The organism is Streptomyces inhibens (assembly GCF_003389455.1).
Classification (GTDB): Bacteria; Actinomycetota; Actinomycetes; order Streptomycetales; family Streptomycetaceae; genus Streptomyces; species Streptomyces inhibens.
Genome location: NZ_QUAC01000122.1, coordinates 1 through 21,518, shown reverse-complemented (window position 1 = coordinate 21,518; position 21,518 = coordinate 1). Strand labels below are relative to the sequence as shown.

The window sequence follows — 21,518 nt, the reverse complement described above, 5'->3', positions numbered from 1 at the left end:
CCGCTACGGCAGTACGCCATCACAGCCGGCGGCGAACCGGGTCCCCCGGACCGCCCCCGCTACCGCAGGCCCTCATCCCGCACCGCCATCCCCCTCCCCCCTTCCCCCACCACAGCCGCGACAGCCCCACCCGCCGCGACCGCCTCACCCTCACCCTCACTCGCCGCGACCGCCGCGGCATCGAGCACCGTCCGCGCCAAAGCCGCCGTATCGGCAAGGCTGGTGATATGCCCCTGCCCGGGCCGTACGGAGAGACGGCCGTTACGGCAAGCCCTCAGCAGCGCACGCTCATCACGGCGGAACGGATCGCGCGCCCCGTTCACCAGCCACACCGGCCCCGCATAGGCAGCCAGCGAAGCCATCGGCTCCATCGCCTCCACGGCCGCCACGACGCTCGGCGCCACCTCACACGACAGCCCGCCCGATGCCATCGCCTCGGCCACAGGTCCGGGCAGCACACGCCGGAACCCCCACGCACTGAGGCGATTCCCCGCCTCGGGCCACCTGGCCGCAGCCCAGGCCGCTCGCCCATAGACGGCACTGATCAGCCCACGCGGAAGGGCGGTGCACCCCATCGCCACCAGACCGGCGACCCGACCGGAATGACACCCGGCGGTGGCGATTCCCGTATAGCCCCCCAGTGACAGCCCCACGACCAGCGCCCGGCCGCCCAGCTCGTCGATCGCTTCGGCCACCGCGTCCACGGCGCCGGACATCGTGAACCGTTCGCCACGCCGCGCTCCGTGGCCCGGCAGGTCGGGCGCCGCCGTGGGATGACGATCGCCGATACGTTCCCTCACAGGCCGCCACATCGTGCCGCTCACACGGGTCCCGTGCACAAAAACGATGGGCAGCGCGGTCTCTCTGGACTCCATGATCCGCACGCTAAACCCCAACGCAACACAACGCAACGGTGCGTAGCACTTTCCCTGCTAACCTCCCCCCATGAGCAACAAACAGCCCGAGCCCCAGAGCCAGAGCCAGGGGCGCGGCCCGCGGAAATCCCAGGAGATCTTCGACGCCACACTCGACCTGCTCGCGGCAAAGGGCTACGAAGGGCTGACCATCGAAGGGGTCGCCGAACGATCCGGCGTCAACAAGACCACCATCTACCGCTGGTGGCCCTCCAAAGGCGCCCTCCTGGGAGCCGCGCTCATGGGCGCCCGCCGGCTCGACATCGAACCGGCCGACACCGGCAGCCTCCAAGGCGACCTGGAAGCCCTGCTGCACACGATCACGTCGCTGCTCACCACACCCCCGGCCTCCGGCATCGCCGTCGCCACACTGGGCGCCGTCACTCACAGCCCCGAACTCGCCACCCACGTACGCGACTTCTTCGCCGACCGCCTCGCCCGCGAGCAACCCGTCTTCACCCGCGCCATCGCCCGCGGCGAGCTGGCACCCGACGCCGACCCCATGCTCCTGATCGACCTACTGGCCGGCGCCGCCTGGCTCCGCGTAGTCCTCCGCCAACTCCCCCTCGACGCAGACTTCGTCCCCCGCGCCATCCACACCGTCCTCAACGGCGCAGCCCCAAACCACCCATCACACACCCACTGACCTGCAAAAACGCACTATCTACCAGCCCACATCCCATATCCGCTACGCTAGGCGCCGGATCTACGGATCCCCCCGCCTCCGTAGCTCAGGGGATAGAGCACCGCTCTCCTAAAGCGGGTGTCGCAGGTTCGAATCCTGCCGGGGGCACCATGCATTGCCACTCTGACCTGGGGTTTCTTCCTCAGGGAGGGGATTGGTCGGCCCCGGACTCCTCGTCTGGGGCCGCTTTGTGTGAACGGGACGGCTCGACCGCCGGACTCCATGTTGGCGATCACATGCCGGGGAATCGGGTAGCCGATCTCCGCGCAGGCGGCATGTGGATCTCGCCCCCGCCCCAGCTCGGCCGGAGCCGGTGCTCCTCACGGCACGGCGGGCGCGACGCGTTTGACTTCGCGAAGGGTGGGCGCGGTCTGGATGCTCTGGATACCGGAGAGCCGGCTGATGCGCTGATCGATGTAGTCGTACAGGTCGGACGGGTCGCGGAAGATGCCGCTGGCGACGAGGTTCGAGTCGCCGGTGACGGCGGCGGCGAAGGCGATCTGCGGGTGGGTGGCCAATGCCTCCCCAACGGTGCGCAGGTGCGCGGGGGTGACGTTCAGCCAGAGTCGGGTGGTCATGTGGTAGCCGAGCAGCTGGGTATCGAAGTCGACGGCGAAGCTGAGGGCTCCTTCGCCCCGGAGGCGGTCCAGGTGCCGCTGGATGCTGGAAGGAGAGCGGCCGGCCGCTGTGGCGAGTTCGGGCAAGGTCAGGCGGCCGTCGCGGGCCAGTTCGGTGAACAGGGTGCGGTCGGTGGGGTCCAGGGGCAGGGGAGCGGCTGTGGAGGTGCCGGAATCCACCGCGGGGGCGGCGCCTTCGGGCCGGAAGCGGGTGGCGTGCCACGTGCTGGTGGCACCGACGAAGATGCGCAGCATGCAGTGAGCGCTCACGGAAAGCACCTGCGGGGTGTGGGGGAGTTTCTGTAGCAACAGGGCATTGCGCTGGTCAGCCGTACGGACGTTGAAGGCGCAGTACACCTCTGTGCCGCCTGAGGCGAGCGTGACCCAGTAGGTGTCGGAACGGCGGGCGAGCGCCTCGGCGATGCTGCCGGCGGCGTCCGGCGTGCAGTGCAGACGCAGCAGCCAGCGGGTCAGGCCGAGGCGTGAGGCCACGGGTTGGCCGACGACGCGCAGGCCCAGGGTGCGCAGGCGCTGGTAACGGCGGGTGATGGTGCGTTCGGAGACGTCGAGGTCGCGCGCGATGCGGCTGAAGTGGGCCCGTCCGTCGAGCTGGAGGGCTAGGAGCAGGCGCTGGTCGAGGTCACCCAGGATGACGGAGTCCACCGCTAGGCACCTTTCCTTCGCCTGATTATCCCGCGTTCGAGGATACGGCTTGGGCAGGGGGAGACGGGTTCGGATGGTGGTGAAGTCCTTCTCACCACCCCGACGAAAGCTGTTTCGCATGCGTATCTGGGGGCCGCTGGCCGCCATCTGTCTGGGCACCTTCATCCTGCTCGTCGACGTCACCACCGTCCTGGTCGCCCTGCCGGCCATATCCGATTCCCTGGGCTCGTCACTGTCGCAGCTCCAATGGGTCGCCGACGGCTACGCACTCGCGGTGGCCGCCGCGCTCCTTGCCGCCGGGATGCTCGCCGACCTGCACGGCAGGCGCCGCATGTATGCGGGCGGCCTGATCGTGTTCGCGCTGGCCTCCATCGCCTGCGCGCTGTCGCCGAGCATCGGCGTACTGATCGCCGCTCGCGTCGTCCAGGGCCTGGGGGCTGCGGCGATGTTCACCACCACCCTGTCCCTGATCAGCACTCTGTACTCCGGGCGTCGCCTGGGACTGGCCTTCGGCGCCTGGGCCGCGGTCGCCGCAAGCGCCTCCGCACTGGGACCGATTCTGGGCGGTCTGCTCACCCAGGCTCTGGACTGGCGGTGGATCTTCTACGTCAACGTCCCCGTCACCGCACTCGCCCTGACCATGACCTTTCGCTACATCCCGCGCTCCACGCCGACGCGGGATGCCTCGCGACGCCTGGACGTTCCCGGCCTGCTGCTGTTCGCCCTCGGCGCGGGCGGATTCGTCTACGCGTTGACTCAGGCACACGCCCAGGGATGGACGTCCCCGCGCACACTGGCGCCGCTGGGCAGCGCAGCGGCGGCGCTCGTGCTGTTCGTACGCACGCAGCGGCGCAGCACTCACCCTCTGCTCGACCTGTCTCTGTTCCGCCGCCCGGCATTCACGGCCGCGATGCTCACGATCGCGGTGGGCGAGGGCGCGGTGTACGGGATCCTCCCCTACACCTCGCTGTGGCTGCAGTCCGTTCAGCACCTCTCGCCGATCGGCACCGGACTCGTCGTGCTGCCCCATGCGGCGGCCGCCGCTCTGGTGGCGGTGGTCAGCGGGCGGCTGATACCCAAGCCCTCCCCGCGCCTGGGTTCCTGTCTCGGCCTCGGTCTCGCCGGACTCGGTGTGGGGGCGCTGGGCTTCCTCGGCCCCGAGTCCGACTGGCCGGCCCTGGTGGGCGGCCTGGCCCTGAGCGGAGTCGGCATGGGCCTGATCTTCCAGGTCGCCGCGTCCCTCGCGCTCGGCTCGGTCCCCGGCGAGCGCGCGGGCATGGCCAGTGGCGCCTACAGCACTTTCGAACAGCTCGGTTACGCGTTCGGCGTCGCTGCCTTCGGCACGCTGGCCGTCTCCGCCATGACCGACGCCCTGCACGGCGAGGTCGCCGACCCCGGCAGCACCGCGCAGACCTTGTCCGGCGGCGGTGCCGACACTCTCCTCGCGACCGTTCCCAGCAGCCATCGCCCCGTTCTTGAGCACACGCTGCGCGCCGCCTTCGCCACTGGTCACAACACCCTTGCCCTCACCGCCGCAGCCGCCACCCTGGCTTGCGCCGCCCTCGTGCTGTGGCTGACCCGCACCGGGCCACCCCCGCCTTCGACGCCCCCGGCTCCAGACCCTGACACCCGGTCGGCGACAGCGGCAGCGGCAGCGGCAGCGGCAGCCGAGTGAGTGTGACCCCCGCCGGCCTGCCCGTGCCCCGGCCCCGCCCAGCAGCACCAACCGACATCAAAGGGAGACGCCACATGGCCTCCACCCGCATTCCGGTCATCGACCTCAGTCACTGGTACCCGAACGACAGCGCATCCCGGAATCACCTCGCGGCCAACGTCGACCAGGCCCTCAAGTCCACCGGATTCCTCCTGGTGACCGGACACGGCATCACACCGGGTCTGGCCGGCCAAGTACGCGCCGCAGCCTACGACTTCTTCCACCTTCCCCCGGCCGTCAAGGAACGCTACGCCCAGGACACGGGCCGACGCGGATGGATCGGCCGGGAGCGCGTGGCCACCGCCCGGTCCGAGGGCTCCCACACCCCGCCGGACCTGCTGGAGGTCTGGTCATGCGGCGCCGGCTCCACCACGCACCCCGGGCGCACACAACGGCTGCCCAGCCGCTGGCCCGACGAAGTCCCGTCCCTGCACGCGCTGGTCACCGAGTACACCGAGCAGATGCGCCGCCTGGCCGATACCGTCCTCGAAGTCATGGCGACGGCCTTGGACCGGCCAACCGACTTCTTCACCCGCCACACCGCCTGCCCGCAATGGGACTTCACCATCAACTGGTACCCGGCGGCCAGTGAGACCGGTCCCGCCGCCCCCGGCCAGTTCCGCATCGGACCGCACACCGACTTCGGCCTCATCACCCTCTTGGACCGACAGAGAGGCCAGGGCGGCCTTCAGGTCCACGACGACGAGGACGGCTGGCACGACGCCCCCTACGAACCCGGCGCTGTCACCCTCAACATCGGTGATTTGATGGCCCGTTGGAGCGGAGATCGCTGGCGCTCGGGGCGCCATCGCGTCCTGCCCCCGCCGCCCGACGCCCCGGGAGAGGAGCTCACCTCACTGGTGTACTTCCACTCCTGCGCACCCGACACCAGGATCACGTCGCTGTCGGCTCCCATCGGCCGCAGGTCCTACTCCCCCGTACGCGCGGGGGACTACCTCCACGACAAAATGCAAGCCATCTACACCACCGGGTAAGCCACACCAGCAAGAACCCCACCGGCTCTGCCACCGGGCAGAGTGCCCCCGCATGCGTGAGGGGTGCGTGAGCGGTGCGTGCGCGGACGGCACAACATAGGCCGACCTGGACAGGATTGACGATCCTGCCGCGTGGCTCTGATCAGGTAGAACAGCACCACGCGGCAGGAACGAACACCAACGGAAACGGATTCGAACCCGCCCCTGAAGCGGGTGTCGCAGGTTCAAACCCTGCCGGGGCACGGAGGGAAACGCCTGAACAGAGCGCGTTTCACGACTGCCCGTCTGGGACTTCCCAGGCGGGCAGCCCGATCAGCCCGGCGGCGAACCGTAGAGGCGCCCGGCCACCTGCCCCTTACGAGACCGTCCGGCGCAGGTCGAGCATCATCACGTCATGAACGTCCGCACCCTCCCACGGACGTGCCTCGCCGATCTTTCGATAGCCCCACGCCCGGTATGCCGCCTGCGCCGCCTTGCTGTCCGGGTGAACGTTGAGCAGCACGCGCTCGGCCTCGGTGCCGGCAAGCAAGGTCTCGTGCAGGCGGCCGGCGATTCCGCGCCCGCGCCACGGTCCACGTACGGCGATCTCCATAAGACCGAAGGTCCGGCGCCCGTCCTCGCGACGCATGTCGTCGGGTACTGGTTGGGTGAGCTGATCCCACCACCCCGTGTTGGGACCGAGCGGGTAGCCGTACGCGATACCGACCGGCTCGCCACCCCCGGTGCGGGCCAGCGCGCCGCGGAATGTGCGTTTGCGGGTCTGCGAGCGGAAGCGCCGGAAGGTTGCCGCGACGTCGTCCTCGGTCTCGTTGTAGGGCGGCTCGGCGAACGCCTCGGCGTAGACCAGCCTGATCTTGTCTTCGGCCTGCGCGGCCGCCGGCCCGTCCAAGTACTCGACACTGATGGATTCCTGCTGCGTCACGCGGTACCCCCTCGGACGGTCTCACGGATGCGCTCGCCACACTCGCGAGCCGCCGTGCTGTCGACTCGGCAAGCGGCTCGCTGAAACTCTCGGATCTTGCCCAGCAGCCGCGGAGAAGCGATGCCCCCGCACGCGTCGAGAACGGCGCTCATCTCCCCACACGCCTCATCGGCTTCCCCGGCATCGAGAAGTACACCCGCGAGTTTCACACGGTACGAGGCGCTGTTGCGGGCAAGATCGCCACCGATGCCTCGCACGGCGGCATGCAGGAAGGGCACGGCGCGTTTGGGCTGCGCGGCACGCACGTACATGTCGGCCGTGGCGTAGTCGACCTCGAACGGACCGGCGAACTGCGCCCAGTTGGGCACCTCCGTGTCCGCGTCCGCGCGCCCCTGGAAGGTCACGGCACGACTCAGGGCACGGCGCGCCCCGGATAGGTCTCCGGTATGGGTAGCGACATTGGCGTCACGCAACGCGATCACGAGATGCACCGTGTGCCCTGCACCCGCACTGGTGGCGAGGCGGTAGGCGTTCTCGACCGCACTTGCGGCTTCCCACGCCCGCCCTGCCTTGATCGCGAGGAGCACAAGGGTCTCCAGTACGGAGACCTGTAGGAGGGGGTTGTCGACGAGCTGCGCCGCCGCGAGAGCCTCGATACATGCGACACGGCCCTCGTCGATAAGGCCGCCGTCATAGCCGTACCAGGCTCGGTGGCCATGCAGTTCAGCGAGCATGGTCTGGAGCTCGCGTCCGATGCGAGAGGTGTACGAGGCGGCGCCGAGGACCCCGGTGATCTCGCCCTCGATGCGGCGCGCCTCCGCCATCGCCGGCACGCTGCCTTCTGTGTGGTCCGTCTGATAGAGGCCGTCCAACCGCGTGCGCAGCCGGCCGAGGTCGGCCGTGCCGATGCGCGGGCCTGGCCTGGTGGGGAAGAAGGCTCCCGCGGCGAGGGCACCGGTGTCGGCGACGAACGTTCTCCTCTTCACTCCTCCAGCGTCGCTGATGGGCGCCGCAACCGTCATGCGATGTCCAGGAACGTCGAATCCCGTCTCGGCCAGTGGCACGCCGAGCATGGCTTCCAATACGACCTGCTGGCTCGGGTGGGGCAACGGCGGCGGTGTCTCGCGCTCCCATCGCCGCAGCTGCCGCACGCTGAGCGAGGCGTCGATGCCGAGCCGTGCGGCTTCATCCATGAACGCCACCACGAACGACTGCTGCGTGTGACCCGCTGCCTGTCGTAAGCCCGCCAGTCCCTTCGTGACCTTGCCCGCCATGCGCTTCCCCTCGCCATCGCGGATTGTCCCCACACCGTAGTGAGTTGGCCGCATGGCGTGGTGGAAAACGTCCGCCTAAACGTCCGGTCGCGCAGCACGCGTGCCTCCTGCTCACGCGATGCACTGGGGGTGCGCAACAACGGCCCGTCTTCCCCCATTGATCAGGAGGACACACGATGAGTGCCTCGCGACCGAGTCAACCGCAGATCGCGTTGACCCTCTTGGACCTCAAGAGAAGGCACCAAGCAGCCCAAGAACAGGCCGCACCGCCGGCCCATGAAACCGATCAGATCGCGCTGCGCGAGATCGAGGACAAGGCCACCGGGACGCTTCGGCAAATCATCGCCGCGCACGGGTGGCCGGGTCGCTCGCTGGTGGGCGAAATCGGGGCCGTTGCGGCCTGGTGGATCGCCCAGCACGCCACCGCCAATCCCGAGTTTCAGCAACACGCCCTTGCCCTGGTCGAGGAGGCCGTACGCGCCGGCGAGGCGACCCCGAAGCAGCTCGCTCACCTCACCGACCGGTGCCGCATCATCGCCGGCCAGCCGCAGCTCTACGGCACGCAATTCAGCTACATCCAGACCGGAACCCCGGTCCCGTACGCCGTTGACGACCCCGACCAGCTCGACGTCCGCCGAGCCGAGATGGGCCTCGAACCCTTCGATGTGTTCCAAGTGCTCATCCGGACTCTGTACCCCCCGCTCGAACCTCCCACCACGGAAAGCACCGCCTGCTAATCGACGGGGCCGGGCTCGAACCCCGGATGCTCTGCAACTCAATCTCATGGGGGCGCAAGTTGATTGCATCGAAATTCGCGACCGAGTCCAAGACCGCGGCCGGCTACCTGGACGTAGCAGCCAACGCACATGGGGAGGAAAAGGGCTACCTCGCGTACCAGGCACTACAGCGAGTCGAACGGGACCGTCCTCGGCTGGTGGAGATCGGACCGGGCGGAGGCTCGGCCGTCACCTTCCTGGCCTCCCGCCTCGCCGCCGGCGGGCACGGACACCGGAACGTGAACCTCACCCTCGTTGAGGTTCCCGGCGTTGTCTCAACGTCGCTCCATCAGGCTATGGCGGAATTCGGCAAGGTTGGCACGTGTGACCTGGTGACCGGCTTTGCGCAGGACATCGGGACACTGGTCACCGACCCTGTAGACGTGATCAGCGCCTCGGCTCTCATGCACGAGGTGTACAGCTACGGCGGCGGGTATGCCGGCCTGCACTCCATGATCCGGACGATCCCCATCGTACTGAGGGAAGGTGGCCTGTTCGCCTACCGCGACGTATACGCGGTAGACGGCGGCTCCCTGCATGATCGTGCAGTGCAGACTTACGGGGCAAAATCCTGGGTTCAATTCCTCCGGATGTTCCTGCCGCAGTACCTCCGCGAAGGGACGCACCCCTACCACGGAGAACACGACGAGGTAATCGTTCGGCAGGATTCGCGCATCATCCCCGTGGACGAAATCGCCAACGGCACCCATGTGTTCATCTCCGCACCCATCGGGATCTTCCGCGAGGTGCAACGGCACTACATCACGCTGCGGGATCACGTCTGGCGTTCCGGGGTGCTCGGTTTCGTGCCGGTCCTCGACGGACAGTTGGCCTCGGACTGGATCGATGCCAAGACCGGACACAAACGGGTGCACTACCGCTTGACGGATACGGACTGGCTCCCGATCTCTCAGAAGACGATGATGCTCGCCCTAAGCGAGCGATACGCCGACCACTACACCGTGGATGGGGACATCTTCGATCAATGCACCGATATCGCACTCTCACAATTCCTCGCGTCGGCGGAAGTCTGCGAGGGAGAGTGCCAAGAAGTCTGGGAGCACTGGAACACGCGCGAGGGACGTGAAACCTACGCGTACATGACGGTCGACACTCTGCTCGCGACGTTCGCCGTCAGCTCCACCGAGTCCAACCAGGACAACCGAACCGTGCTGATGCCAGTCCAGGTGGAAGACGTGGTCCAGCGCGACCGGAGCTACTACAACCGCTATCTTCGCCGCGCGTTACCCAATCCCTTGCGGGACGCGAAGCAACTCGTGCTGTTCTCGAACATCCCACTCACGGACTCGGACGCCCTACAGTCCGCCATGCACTCAGTACAGCAGTGGTGCAGCAGGGCGAACCTTGCCCGCATGTACTCGGCGGTCAACACAGGAGGGTGACCACATGACCGACACCATCGAGGTAGAGCGGAAGCGAGAGCTTCCGGACGACGGCAGCAGCATCACTCCCTTACTCGCTGAGCTTGGCTACGTGGCGGAAGCGCCCGTGACCGAGATCGACACGTACTACAGCCGCCCGGACATCGACTACATGAAGACGGTCGAATGCCTGCGGGTCCGGCGAAGGGGCGACTTCGCAGAGATCACCTACAAGCCTGCCTCCAACCCGACGACCCACAATCGTGACGACGTGGTGTCCAAGGTCGAGACGAACGTCATCCTCCGCGAGGGCAAGCAGGCACTCACAGCCGAGAGGCTGCTTACCTCTATCGGAATGCGTGAGTTGGTCCGCGTCGAGAAGACCCGCACCAGCTACCGCCACCCGGACACCCCCGGCGTCACGGTCAGCATCGACACCGTCAGCGGAGTCGGCACCTTCGTTGAAACGGAGGTCAACCGGGCCACGGCCGCCGGCGCTGCCGAACTCGTCGAGGACATCGAAAAGCGCCTCGGTATCTTCGGCCATCCCACGGTTGCGCTTCCCTACCGTGACTTGGTGCTCAGGCAGCGCGCCTAGAGTTCGCCCGGTGAGTCGTGGGTGACTCACCGGACGCTCCCTAATCGGCCGCCCCGCCAGCGCCTCCATCACTCAACGAGTCTCCAGTGCGATCCCGCTTCTGAAGCGGATGTCGCAGGTTCGAATCCTGCCGGGGCACCAGATCAGCGGTATGTACGGTCAGGGACGCCCGGCGTGCTCGAGCGGCCGGCCGGCCACGGCGGACGAAACGCCCGAGAGGCTCCCCGCGTTGCTGGAAATTCCGCGCCTTCCGTCGCCTCGGCGGTCTGGAACACACGATCGAACGCGCCGTCCGGAGGAACGCAGGCTCAAGGGCTCAAGGCGCTTGTCCCCCCGGCGGAACCGGCTTCCGTCCCCGTCTCCGGCGGCGAAGCCGCGATCGCGGAAGGCACACCACGACGGCCTCGGTACGACGGCGTTGGCGTTCACTGCACACGTAGCTCCGCCGGTGACGGCAGTGCTGCCAGCCTGGTGACCGGGGACGCGACGAGTCCGATCGCGACGGCGGCGGAGCCGATCGCCGCGGCGGTCAGGGCGCCTTTGCCGCCGAGTGCGCCGGTCAGGAGACCGGCGGACAGGCCACCGAGTGCGCCGCCGCCGAACAGCAGCGTCCGGAAAGCTGCGGTCATCCGCCCCATCATCGACGCGGGAGTGCTCGTCTGCCGGAGGCTGACGATGATGACATTGGCGACGCCGAGTCCCAGGTACGTGACGAAGAAGGACGCCACGCACATCGCGATCACCAGCCAGTTCGGTCCGGCGGCGGTGGCGAGGAGGGTCGGGCCGAGCAGCAGGGCCGACTGGGCCAGCAAGTAGACGCGTCCGAGGCGGAACCGCTTGATCACCCGTCCGGAGATCAACGCGCCGATGAGGCCGCCCACCGAGGCCGTGGCGAAGATGCCACCGAGAACCGACGGGGCGAGATGCAGGTCATGTGTGCCGTGGAGCAGGAACATCGTCCATACGGTGATCATGGAGAAGTTGCAGCAGAACCCGACGAGCGCCAGGGCTCGCAGGATCCTGTTCCTCATGACCCAGCCGAGGCCGTCCCGCAGCTCCGACCAGATGTGGCGGCGGGCGCCCTGCTCCGGACGCGGCTCGGGTGTGCGGATGAGCAGGGAGATCACGGAGACCAGGTACGAGAAGGCGTCCACGACCAGTGCCACCGGTGCGGTCAGCGCCGACACCAGGACGCCCGCCAGACCGGGCCCCGCCACATCCGCCGTGGAGGAGCTGACGCCCGTCTTCGCGCTCGCCTCGACATAGTGACCGGGGTCGCGGACCAGGGTGGGGACGTACGACATCCAGCTCACGTCGAACAGCACCGACGCGACACCGACGGCGCACGCGATGACCGTCAGGGTGACCATGCTGAGGGCGTCCGCCCAGTACAGGACGGGGACGAGCGCCAGCAGGACCATCCGGACCAGGTTCGCCGCGAGCATGACCCTGCGCCTGCGGACCCGGTCCACCCACACCCCGAAGATCAGGGCGAGGCCGAGGTAGGGGGCGAGCTGCACGAACCGCAGCAGTCCCACCTGTTCGTCGCTCGCCCCGAACGCGCGGATGGCGGTGAGGGGCAGCGCGAGGGTCGTCACCTGGGTGCCGAGCAGCGACACGGTCTCGCCCACCCAGAACTTGAGGAAGTCCCCGTTGTGCCAGAGGGTTCTGGGTGGTTTCCCGGCAGCCGCCTCCGGGCCGGCCGCCGCCACCTGCGCCGACGCCATCAGCGGGTCTTCTGCCCGTGCTCGGCGAGTTCGGCGACGGCTGCGGCGACCGTGTCGACCTCGCCCTCGGTGTTGTAGTAGTGCGGTGACAGGCGGAGGCACCACTCGACGTCCTTGTCGTTGAAGTCGTACTGCGCGAACTCCCGGAAACTCAGGGCCGAGTTGATGCCCCGCTCGTCCAGGGCCGTCTTGAACGGCTGCGGCTGCCAGCCCTCGACCTCGAAGGTGACGAGCGCCGCCGGGGCCGGGCCGCGGTCGAGGACCCGTACACCGGGGATGCCGGCCAGCTGGTCGCGCAGCCGGGCCGCCAGCGCGGGCGTCCGGCGGGAGATCGGCTCCAGCCCGACCCGGAGGGCGTAACGCACCGCCGCCGCGCAGCCGAGCAGGGTGGCGTACGGGAACTCCCACTCCTCGAACCGTGCCGCGCTGTCCACCGGCCGGTACGTGTCGGGCCCGACCCAACGGGCGCCGTACATGTCGATGAACAGGGGCTCGTAGCCCTCCCGCAGAACGCGGTCGGAGACGTAGAGGAAGCCCGAACCGCGAGGGCCGCGCAGGAACTTGCGGCAGGTCGCGGTGAGCAGATCGCAGCCGATCTCGTCCACGTCGAGCGCGTACTGCCCCACCGACTGGCAGGCGTCCACGAGGTAGAGCAGGCCCAGCTCCCGGCAGTGGCGGCCGATTTCGGCCACCGGCTGCACGAGGCCGGAGTTGGTGGGCACATGCGTCGCGGCGACGAGGCGGGGGCGGTGCGAACGCATGAGCGCCGCCATGGCGCCGACGTCGACGCCGCTGCCGTCGGGGTGGTCGGGGGCGTGGACGATCTCGACGCCGAACCGTTTGCGCAGGGCGAGGAACGCGATCTGGTTGGAGATGAAGTCGTTGCGCGTGGTGAGGATGGTGTCGCCGGCCCGGAAGTCGATCGCCGACAGGGCCTTGGTGTACGCATGGGTCGCGCTGCCGGCGAAGGCGATGTTGCCGGGGCCGGTGCCCAGGAGGTCGGCGATCGACGCGTAGAAGTCGCGGACCTGGACTTCCCGTGCGGCGGAGGCCTCGTATCCGCCGATTTCCGCCTCCAGTTGGAGGTGGTCGGTCATCGCCGCGAGGACCGGGCGGGCCACCAGGCCGCAGCCCGCGTTGTTGAAGTGGATGACCGACTCACAGCCCGGGGTGTCGGCGCGCAGCGCCGCAATCTCCGCCGCCGTGTCGAGGAGCGATTCTCCAGCAGGAAGGAAAGCGTTACTCTGTTGTCTCATGTCTGAGAGTAGCAGTACTGAGGCGCTGGTATGGATACTCCGTACCGAGATCGCCCGCCTCGCGCCCGGCGACCGACTGCCCAGCAGCCGGGAGTTGACGGGGCGTCATGGCGTCAGCCCGGTGACGGTGTCGAGGGCGTTCGCCCAACTGGCAGCCGAGGGCGAGGTGGTCACCCGCCCGGGCAGCGGCACCTACGTCGCCCCGCGCCGCGCTCGCTCGGCCACCGATGCGCCGGACACCTCCTGGCAGGCAGTGGCACTCGCCGGACGTGACTTCGATCCGGGTGCCGCGGACGGCCTTTCGGATGCGCTGCCCACGGGCGTGATCGCCATGGCAGGCGGCTATCTGCACCCTTCGCTCCGCCCGGAACGGGCGTTGAGCGCGGCGCTGGCCCGCGCGGCCCGCCGTCCCGGCGCCTGGGACCGGGCACCCGCCGCGGGCCTGGCGCCGCTGCGCGCGATCTTCGCCCAAGCGGCAGGAAGCGCCGTCGGCCCGGAGGACGTGCTGGTCACCGGCGGCGGCCAGGGCGCACTGTCGATGCTGTTCCGGGCGCTGGCCGCACCGGGCAGCCCGGTGCTGGTGGAGTCGCCGACGTACCCGGGCGCGCTGGCCGCCGCCCGCGCGGCGGGGCTGCGCCCGGTGGCCGTACCGATGGACGACGACGGTATCCGCCCCGACCTGCTGGCCGACGCCTTCGCCGTGACCGGGGCCCGGCTGCTGTACTGCCAGCCCACCTTCCACAACCCGACCGGCACCGTGCTCGCGCCGGCGCGACGCCGCCAGGTCGTGGACGTGGCCCGCGCCGCCGGGGCGTTCCTCGTCGAGGACGACTTCGCCCGCCACCTCGGCCACGGCGGCCCGGTGCCTCTCCCCCTGGTCGCGGACGACCGCGACGGCACGGTGGTCCAGCTGACCTCGCTGACCAAGCCGGCCTCGCCGAGCCTGCGCATCGGGGCGGTGATCGCCCGTGGACCGGTGATGCGAAGACTGCAGGGGATGCGCCAGGTGGACGACTTCTTCGTCGCCAGACCGCTGCAGGAGGCGGCCGTGGAGCTGGTGAGCACCCCCGCGTGGGACCGGCATCTGCGCGCCCTTTCCACGCACCTGAGGGAGCGTTGTGCCGTACTGGCCGGAACCATGGCGCGCGAACTGCCCGACTGGACGCCGACCCGGATCCCGGAGGGTGGCCTGCATCTGTGGGTCCAGCTCCCGCCCGGCCTTGAGGACTCCGCCGTCGCGGACGCGGCACGGGCCCATGGTGTGGCGGTCAACGCGGGCGCCCGCTTCTTCCCGGCCGAGCAACCGGGCGCCTGCCTGAGGCTCGGTTTCGCGGCCTCGGAGGACCCCGCCGACCTCGCAGAGGGCGTCCGCCGCCTCTGTGAGGCGGCACGAGCGTGCGCTACGGCATGAGGCGGGCACACCCTGTGTCCACCGAGCGGTGCCGCGCCGCCCTCGCCTGCCGTTCCTCCGCCGTTCCAGGCTTGTGGCCGCGCTGGGCACCGTCGCCCTGTTCGCCGTGGCGCTCCTCGCCGGCATGGCCTGGTTCTCTCCCGACACCGGCTCGGCGCAGGGCCCGCAGACCGATCCGTCCGCACCCGTGTCCTCCCCGCGCGACACACCGGCGCTCTCCTTGCTCTCCGTCACAGCCCGCCGCCCAGGAGCCCCAGAGGCCGGCCGACTACGCCGAGCCGGGGCCCAAGAAGCCCGATAAACAGGGCGGCAAGGGCAAGCGCTGACGAGGGCCGGGGCGTTCCGCACCGCACTGGCGCGGTGCAGTCCTCCCCGAGGGGTGACCGTCTTTTCACCGGCGCCCACCGGCCCGGGCCGCCCTTCCTGAGCGATTCCCCGGAGCACGCCGGCCCGCACCTTGGCGGGCGGGTGCGTCCCAGTTGTGCGTCAGATGCCTGGCGACGAGCCCGCGCACACCCCCTTCATGCGTGCGCGATGCGTGAGCGGACTGTCCGGCACGAGGTGTCCTGATCGGGATCGAGTACGACGCCGCGTGGCGCTGAGCAGGTGAAACAGCACCACGCGGCAGCGTCGGGCACCACCCGGCAAGGATTCGATCCCACTCCTGCAAGCAGGTGTCGCAGGTTCGAATCCTGCCGGGGTGCGGGCGGGAGTTATCCACAGGGTCGACGGGGACCCCCGCGGAGCTCGTACGCTTCTGGAATGGCTCTGGCGGACGTGGAAGTGGTCGTGGACATGGATGTGGAAGACGCTTCAGACGCAAGCGAGGCGGTGCAGGTGCTGCGCCGGGTGTTCGGGTATGAGGCGTTCCGCGGCAGTCAGCAGGAGATCATTGAGCACGTCATAGGGGGCGGGGACGCGGTCGTCCTGATGCCGACCGGTGGCGGCAAGTCACTGTGTTATCAGATTCCCTCGCTGGTCAGGAGCGGTGTGGGGGTCGTGGTCTCGCCCCTGATCGCGTTGATGCAGGACCAGGTCGATGCCTTGCGGGCGCTCGGGGTGCGGGCCGGGTTTCTCAATTCGACGCAGGATCTGGAGGAGCGGCGACTCGTTGAGGCGGAGTTCCTGGCCGGGGAGCTGGACCTGCTGTATCTGGCGCCCGAGCGGCTGCGGGTCGAGCAGACGCTGAACCTCCTCGACCGGGGGAAGATCTCGCTCTTCGCGATCGACGAGGCGCACTGTGTCGCCCAGTGGGGCCACGACTTCCGGCCGGACTATCTGGCGCTGTCGATGCTGCACGAGCGCTGGCCCGAGGTGCCACGGATCGCGCTGACCGCCACCGCGACCGACGCCACCCATACCGAGATCACCTCGCGGCTGCGCATGGAGGACGCCCGGCATTTCGTGGCGAGCTTCGACCGGCCGAACATCCAGTACCGGATCGCGGCGAAGAGCGAGCCGAAGAAGCAGCTGCTGGAGCTGCTGCGGGACGAGCATGCGGGCGACGCGGGGATCGTCTACTGCCTGTCGCGGGCGTCGGTGGAGAAGACCGCGCAGTTCCTGGTGGACAACGGCATCGCCGCGGTGCCGTATCACGCGGGGCTCGATGCCCGTATGCGTGCCGAGCATCAGGCGCGGTTCCTGCGGGAGGACGGGCTGATCGTGGTCGCCACGATCGCGTTCGGAATGGGGATCGACAAGCCGGATGTGCGGTTCGTGGCGCATCTGGATCTGCCGAAGTCGGTGGAGGGCTACTACCAGGAGACCGGGCGTGCCGGGCGCGACGGACAGCCGTCGACGGCCTGGCTGGCGTACGGGCTGCAGGACGTGGCGCAGCAGCGGAAGATGATCGACGGGTCGGAGGGCGACGAGGCACACCGGCGGCGGCTGTCGGCCCATCTCGACGCGATGCTGTCGCTCTGCGAGACGGTGCAGTGCCGGCGGGTACGGCTGCTGGCCTACTTCGGCCAGGAGAGCAGTGCGTGCGGCAACTGCGATACGTGCCTGACCCCGCCGCAGACCTGGGACGGCACGGTGGCCGCGCAGAAGCTGCTGTCGACGATCGTACGGCTGAAGCGTGAGCGGGGGCAGAAGTTCGGCGCGGGGCAGATCATCGACATCCTGATGGGCAAGAAGACCGCCAAGGTCATTCAGTTCGATCATGACGGGCTGAGCGTCTTCGGGGTGGGGGACGATCTGCGGGAGGCCGAATGGCGGGGTGTCGTACGGCAGTTGCTGGCGCAGGGACTGCTCGCCGTCGAAGGTGATTACGGCACGCTGGTGCTGACGGAGAACAGCGGCGAGGTGCTGGGCGGCCGGCGCGAGGTGCCGATGCGGCGGGAGCCGGAGAAGGCCGCGCGGGCGGCCAAGGCGAAGGCGGCGAAGGCCAAGCGGGCGGCGCCGGTGGATCTGCCGGAGGAGGCGCTGCCGGTCTTCGAGGCGCTGCGTGGCTGGCGGGGCCGTACGGCCAAGGAGCAGGGCGTGCCCGCGTATGTGATCTTCCATGATGCGACGCTGCGGGAGATCGCCACCCTCCGGCCGACGACGACGGCCGAGCTGGGCGCGGTCAGCGGGGTCGGCGAGAACAAGCTCGCGAAGTACGGCCAGCAGATTCTGGATGAGCTGGCGGGGCGGGGAGCGGAGGGCGGCGACGGGGCAGCCGCCGGCTCTTCGGGAGCGGCTGCCGGTGCCGGCCCTTCGGGAGCGGCTGCGGGAGCGGTCGCGGGGTCGGCCGCGGGAGCGACTGCGAGAGCGGCTCAGCCCGTGCGGGGGGATCGTCTGCCGCCGGAGCCGGAGCCGGAGCCGGAGGACGAGGAGGCGCTGCCGGAGCCGCCGGATGACATCGACTGGTGAGGACTTCGGCCGGTGATGGCGTCGACCGGATCACGGATCGGCGCGGGCCGGCTCACGGCTCACGGCTCACGGCTCACGGCTCACGGCTCACGGCTCACGGCTCACGGCTCACGGCTCACGGCTCAACAGCAGCCTGAGGCGGCAGCCGGAGAACGGCGCGGGCGCCGCCGTCGGGGGCGTTGCTGAAGCGTAGGTCGATGCCCAGGACGGCGGACTGGCCGACGGCGATGGTCAGGCCCAGGCCGTGGCCCTTGCCGCGGCCTGGGGCGTCGGTGCGGAAGCGCTGGGGGCCGTGGTGCAGCAGGTCGACGGGGTAGCCGGGGCCGTGGTCACGTACCTCGATGGTCGGCGGGCCGCCGGGCGGGGCGTCGACGGTGACGACGACCGGGGGCCGGCCGTGCCGGTGGGCGTTGATGACGAGATTGGCGACGACACGGTCGAGACGGCGGCGGTCCGTCTCGACGACCGTGTCGGAGACGATCCGCATCTCGGTGTCGAGTCCGGTGGCGCGTACCGAGCGTGCGACCAGCGCACCGAGTTCGTACGCATCGAGGTCGGCGTGCTCGGCGCCGGAGTCCAGCCGGGAGATCTCCAGCAGGTCCTCGGTGAGGCGGCGCAGCGCCCGCAGCCGGTCGTTGATCATCTCCTTGGGGCGGCCCTCCGGGAGCAGCTCGGCCGAGGCGAGGATGCCGGTGAGGGGCGTACGGAGCTCATGGGCGACATCGGCGGTGAAGCGCTGTTCGGCCTGGAGGCGGCTCTGCAGGGAGCCGGCCACCGAGTCCAGGGCCGCGGCCACCGCCGCCACCTCGTCCCGCCCCGCCGGGCCGCCGCGCGTCCCCGGGCCCGCACCGTCGCCGTCGCCGACCCGGGCGTCCAGGTCGCCGGCGGTGATACGGCGCGCGACCGCCGCCGTGGTGCCCAGCCGGCGGCTGATGCGATGGGCGAGGAACAGCCCGGCGAGGGCGACGGCCACGGCGGCGAGTACGGCCGAGCCGAGGATGGCCGTATCGAGGTTCTCCAGGGAGCGGCGGGTGTTGCCGTAGGGCGACCAGACCGCCATGACCCGGTCGTCGGCGGGCGCCGCCGCCCACATCACGGGGCGGCCCCGATACGTCCCGACCATGGTGCCGCGATGGCCGGAGCGCGCCAACTTGCGGAGCTCTGCGGGAAGTTCGGGCGGGTCGAGGAGGGAGTTGATGCCCTCGCGGGAGGTGCCGTACTCGAAGAGGTCCAGGGCGGTGTCGAGGTCGGTGCGGGTCTCCTTGCGGACCTGGCCGACGGTCTGGCGGGCCACCGCGTTGTGGACGAGGACGCCGAGGACGGCGGCGACCGCGCAGCACACCGCCGTCACGGTCAGCGCGATCTTCCAGCGGAGGGAGACCGCCGGGCCCCTCATGGGCTGCCGCCGCGGGCATGCGGGGTCTGCGGCCTACGCTTACGGGCCTCGTCAAGGGTGAGGTCCCACAGGCCCATCGAATTGCCGTCCCACACATAGTCGGTGACGCTGACGTAGCGCGGATCCTTGGTGGGTTCGCGGATGGCGAGATGCCCGGCCGCCAGATCGACACCGTCCAGCACACCGCGCAGTGCGAGCACCCGGGTCACCACCTCGTTCTGCACGCTGTAGACGCGCAGCTCGCTGTTGCGGGGGTCGAGGTCGACGACGACGAGCAGATCCGGCTTGCCGTCGTCCGTGAGGTCGTGCAGTTCGGGGCGGCGTACCGACTTCGGGGCGGGCGGGGTCCGGCCCTGTGCGCCGATGTCGGCGTCGAGGACGGCGAGCGGGTCCGCGTCCGCCATGCTGCCGCTGGGGATGCGCGGGACATCCGGTACGGCCTTGAGGGCCGCCGGATTCTCGTCCCGGCCGAGCGGGGCCGGCGAGTACTCCGGCCACAACGCCAGCGGCGCCTTGACGTCCCTGGCGCGCCCCTCGTCATGCAGGCCGCCCGTGCCCGCGCAGCCGGTGAGCAGGGTGAGCGAGGCGAGGGCGGCGAGCGCGGCGAGGACGGCGCAGGGGGCCGGCACCGTGCGTGGTCGCCACCGTCGCATATCGTCGCCACCGCCTCTGCTGCCGCGCATGGGCCACCAGGACACGCCCTGGCGCTTGCCATGTCCATTACCATGCCTGCAAATCGCCATATATGCAGACGTAGGCCGACACCAAACTATCCAAGGTAACGACGGAGGAAATCTTCACAGCGGCCATTCCGACGACCTTTGCGGCCTTTTGCCCGGGCCGGACGGGCGCTCCGTCACACGACCGATTCCAGAGATCTTGGTGACTGTTACACAACGTATGGATCGCCGTTAAGGACGCTCCGTAACGTGCTGTCACCTACCGCGCCCCACATGGCGGCCCGAGCCGCCCACGACGAGGAGTACCCATGCCGGCCCTGCGCCGCTCCGTGATCCGTACCGCCACCGTCGCGACCGGCGCGCTGGCCGTCCTGCTGCTTCCCGCGGGCGCCGCCTTCGCCGCCGATTCCCTCGCGCCCACGGAGAGCCGGACGTCGATCATGCTGCCCGACAACGGGCTGGCGGGACTGGCCGAGAAGGCCGGCCACCTCCCCAAGGCCGGGCTGATAGGCGGAGCGGGAGCGCTGGGCGTCGCGACTGCGGTCATCGCCGTGCACCGCCGGCGCCACGGCAGCCGGGGCCGGCAGGTCTGAGCCCGCCCGCTCCCCCGTCGGCTACTCCCCCATCAACCGCTGCACCTCCGCATACCCCATCACCTCCCCGCCCGCCCCTGACACCTCCGGCAGCGGTTGGCCCGTACGGATGGCGTCGGCCGCCCCGAGGGTGGCTTGGAGGGCCGTACGGAAGAGCAGTGAGCCGGTGCTGATGCGGTGCACGCCGAGTTCCGCCAGTCGGCTGACGGTGTGCCGTCCCGGGGCGAACAGGATGTTCAGCGGGGCGGGGACCTCGGCGGCCAGCACCGATACATCCTCGTCGGCGACGACACCCGGTACGAAGACGCCGTCCGCGCCCGCCGCCAGATAGGTCTCGGCGCGCGCGAGCGCATCCGACAGCGGCGGCGGGGTGTCCACCAGCCAGTGGGTGTCGATCCGGGCGTTGAGGAACAGGCCCGGCGCCCGCTCCTTCACCGCGCTGATCAACTCGGCCTGACGGGCCGGATCCTGCAGCCCTTCGCCGCCGGGCAGCCCGTCCTCCAGATTGAGCCCCGCGGCTCCGGCGTCCGCCAACCGGGCCGCCAGGTCCGCGACTTCCCCGGGGCCGCCGCCGAACCCGCCCTCGATGTCGACCGTGTACGGGCAGGACAGCCGGCCGTTCAGCCGCAGCGCCAGGGCCAGCGTCGCGTCCCGGGTCTCGGCGAGGCCGCGCCCGTCCTGATAGCCGTGGGCCGCGGCGACGCCCAGACTCGTCGTGCCGATCGCCGCGTACCCGGCTCCGGCGAGCGCGACGGCGGAGGCGACATCCCAGGCGTTGGGCAGCAGCAGCGGCTGGTCGGCGTGGTGCAGCGCATGGAAATGGAAGGTGGCGTACTCCGGGGAGGTGCTCATACCGGCACCGTAGGCACGACTCCCTTCGCTGTGCACCGAAGACTCGCGGCGGACAGGGGAGTCATGACCACTCCGGCGTACAGCGCGGCGCCCGCACGGCTGCCGCACCGCTCACGGACCGCGCCGGGCCCGCGCGTCCCCGAGCTGCTGGAATCCCTGACCGCGCAGCTCGCCCCGCCGCCGGCCGGGGCCCCGCGCGGTGCCCGCGCC

Annotated in this window: 18 protein-coding genes and 2 tRNA genes; 11 read left to right on the top strand and 9 right to left on the bottom strand. The window is 69.9% G+C overall.

Features of this window, described 5'->3' with window-relative positions:
* Positions 1 to 59 precede the first annotated feature (59 nt).
* Entirely contained in the window at positions 60 to 875 is an 816-nt protein-coding gene (locus DY245_RS15420) for an alpha/beta fold hydrolase (RefSeq protein WP_244943063.1), read from the bottom strand.
* A gap of 70 nt (positions 876 to 945) precedes the next feature.
* Here DY245_RS15420 and DY245_RS15415 point away from each other — a divergent pair, with 70 nt between their 5' ends.
* Both DY245_RS15415 and DY245_RS15410 read left to right on the top strand, forming a co-directional pair.
* Entirely contained in the window at positions 946 to 1,560 is a 615-nt protein-coding gene (locus DY245_RS15415; protein WP_128507680.1) for a TetR/AcrR family transcriptional regulator, read from the top strand.
* A gap of 74 nt (positions 1,561 to 1,634) precedes the next feature.
* A tRNA-Arg gene (locus DY245_RS15410) sits at positions 1,635 to 1,710 on the top strand.
* Between the two features lie 209 nt (positions 1,711 to 1,919).
* Here the strand turns inward: DY245_RS15410 and DY245_RS15405 are convergent.
* The gene (locus tag DY245_RS15405; RefSeq protein WP_244943061.1) at positions 1,920 to 2,879 is read right to left on the bottom strand and encodes an Lrp/AsnC family transcriptional regulator; all 960 of its coding nucleotides are present in this window, start codon (positions 2,877 to 2,879) and stop codon (positions 1,920 to 1,922) included.
* 118 nt (positions 2,880 to 2,997) lie between these two features.
* Here DY245_RS15405 and DY245_RS15400 point away from each other — a divergent pair, with 118 nt between their 5' ends.
* On the top strand, positions 2,998 to 4,554 hold the full coding sequence (locus tag DY245_RS15400) for a DHA2 family efflux MFS transporter permease subunit (RefSeq protein WP_181923684.1): 1,557 nt from the start codon (positions 2,998 to 3,000) through the stop codon (positions 4,552 to 4,554).
* Between the two features lie 74 nt (positions 4,555 to 4,628).
* On the top strand, positions 4,629 to 5,588 hold the full coding sequence (locus DY245_RS15395) for an isopenicillin N synthase family dioxygenase (protein WP_128507676.1): 960 nt from the start codon (positions 4,629 to 4,631) through the stop codon (positions 5,586 to 5,588).
* A 355-nt stretch (positions 5,589 to 5,943) separates the two neighbouring features.
* Here DY245_RS15395 and DY245_RS15390 read toward each other — a convergent pair whose 3' ends face one another.
* Together DY245_RS15390 and DY245_RS15385 are read right to left on the bottom strand one after the other, a co-directional pair.
* Positions 5,944 to 6,510, bottom strand: a complete 567-nt coding sequence (locus DY245_RS15390; RefSeq protein WP_128507674.1) for a GNAT family N-acetyltransferase — start codon at positions 6,508 to 6,510, stop codon at positions 5,944 to 5,946.
* Entirely contained in the window at positions 6,507 to 7,784 is a 1,278-nt protein-coding gene (locus DY245_RS15385; protein ID WP_128507672.1) for an NsdA family TPR-like regulatory protein, read from the bottom strand. The genes DY245_RS15390 and DY245_RS15385 overlap by 4 nt, the downstream gene beginning before the upstream one ends.
* Before the next feature lie 176 nt (positions 7,785 to 7,960).
* On the opposite strand from DY245_RS15385, the gene DY245_RS15380 reads away from it, so the two are divergent.
* From DY245_RS15380 to DY245_RS44360, 4 genes are all read left to right on the top strand, one after another.
* The gene (locus DY245_RS15380; RefSeq protein WP_128507670.1) at positions 7,961 to 8,521 is read left to right on the top strand and encodes a DUF6624 domain-containing protein; all 561 of its coding nucleotides are present in this window, start codon (positions 7,961 to 7,963) and stop codon (positions 8,519 to 8,521) included.
* 59 nt (positions 8,522 to 8,580) lie between these two features.
* The gene (locus tag DY245_RS15375; protein WP_220377889.1) at positions 8,581 to 9,963 is read left to right on the top strand and encodes a hypothetical protein; all 1,383 of its coding nucleotides are present in this window, start codon (positions 8,581 to 8,583) and stop codon (positions 9,961 to 9,963) included.
* Positions 9,964 to 9,967: 4 nt separating this feature from the next.
* Positions 9,968 to 10,540 carry a class IV adenylate cyclase gene (gene cyaB / locus DY245_RS15370; RefSeq protein ID WP_128507666.1) on the top strand — a complete coding sequence of 191 codons (573 nt, stop codon included), beginning with the start codon at positions 9,968 to 9,970 and terminating at the stop codon, positions 10,538 to 10,540.
* Between the two features lie 50 nt (positions 10,541 to 10,590).
* A tRNA-Gln gene (locus DY245_RS44360) sits at positions 10,591 to 10,681 on the top strand.
* A 284-nt stretch (positions 10,682 to 10,965) separates the two neighbouring features.
* On the opposite strand, the gene DY245_RS15365 is transcribed toward DY245_RS44360, so the two are convergent.
* The gene (locus DY245_RS15365) at positions 10,966 to 12,267 is read right to left on the bottom strand and encodes an MFS transporter (RefSeq protein WP_128507664.1); all 1,302 of its coding nucleotides are present in this window, start codon (positions 12,265 to 12,267) and stop codon (positions 10,966 to 10,968) included.
* Positions 12,267 to 13,523 (bottom strand): aminotransferase class V-fold PLP-dependent enzyme, encoded by a 1,257-nt coding sequence (locus tag DY245_RS15360; protein ID WP_128507662.1) that lies wholly within the window; start codon positions 13,521 to 13,523, stop codon positions 12,267 to 12,269. Before DY245_RS15360 ends, DY245_RS15365 begins: the two co-directional genes overlap by 1 nt.
* On the opposite strand from DY245_RS15360, the gene DY245_RS15355 reads away from it, so the two are divergent.
* The gene (locus DY245_RS15355) at positions 13,522 to 14,934 is read left to right on the top strand and encodes an aminotransferase-like domain-containing protein (protein ID WP_128507660.1); all 1,413 of its coding nucleotides are present in this window, start codon (positions 13,522 to 13,524) and stop codon (positions 14,932 to 14,934) included. The genes DY245_RS15360 and DY245_RS15355 overlap by 2 nt on opposite strands.
* A gap of 762 nt (positions 14,935 to 15,696) precedes the next feature.
* Positions 15,697 to 17,787 carry a DNA helicase RecQ gene (gene recQ, locus DY245_RS15345; protein WP_128507658.1) on the top strand — a complete coding sequence of 697 codons (2,091 nt, stop codon included), beginning with the start codon at positions 15,697 to 15,699 and terminating at the stop codon, positions 17,785 to 17,787.
* Positions 17,788 to 17,902: 115 nt separating this feature from the next.
* Here recQ and DY245_RS15340 read toward each other — a convergent pair whose 3' ends face one another.
* Both DY245_RS15340 and DY245_RS15335 read right to left on the bottom strand, forming a co-directional pair.
* Positions 17,903 to 19,183: a sensor histidine kinase gene (locus tag DY245_RS15340; RefSeq protein WP_128507656.1), complete on the bottom strand. Its 1,281-nt coding sequence runs from the start codon at positions 19,181 to 19,183 to the stop codon at positions 17,903 to 17,905.
* Positions 19,180 to 19,866 (bottom strand): hypothetical protein, encoded by a 687-nt coding sequence (locus DY245_RS15335; protein WP_244943060.1) that lies wholly within the window; start codon positions 19,864 to 19,866, stop codon positions 19,180 to 19,182. Before DY245_RS15335 ends, DY245_RS15340 begins: the two co-directional genes overlap by 4 nt.
* Positions 19,867 to 20,171: 305 nt before the next feature.
* On the opposite strand from DY245_RS15335, the gene DY245_RS15330 reads away from it, so the two are divergent.
* On the top strand, positions 20,172 to 20,456 hold the full coding sequence (locus tag DY245_RS15330) for a hypothetical protein (RefSeq protein WP_128507654.1): 285 nt from the start codon (positions 20,172 to 20,174) through the stop codon (positions 20,454 to 20,456).
* A 21-nt stretch (positions 20,457 to 20,477) separates the two neighbouring features.
* Here the strand turns inward: DY245_RS15330 and DY245_RS15325 are convergent, their stop codons facing one another.
* Positions 20,478 to 21,308 (bottom strand): isocitrate lyase/PEP mutase family protein, encoded by an 831-nt coding sequence (locus tag DY245_RS15325; protein ID WP_128507652.1) that lies wholly within the window; start codon positions 21,306 to 21,308, stop codon positions 20,478 to 20,480.
* Positions 21,309 to 21,518 lie beyond the last annotated feature (210 nt).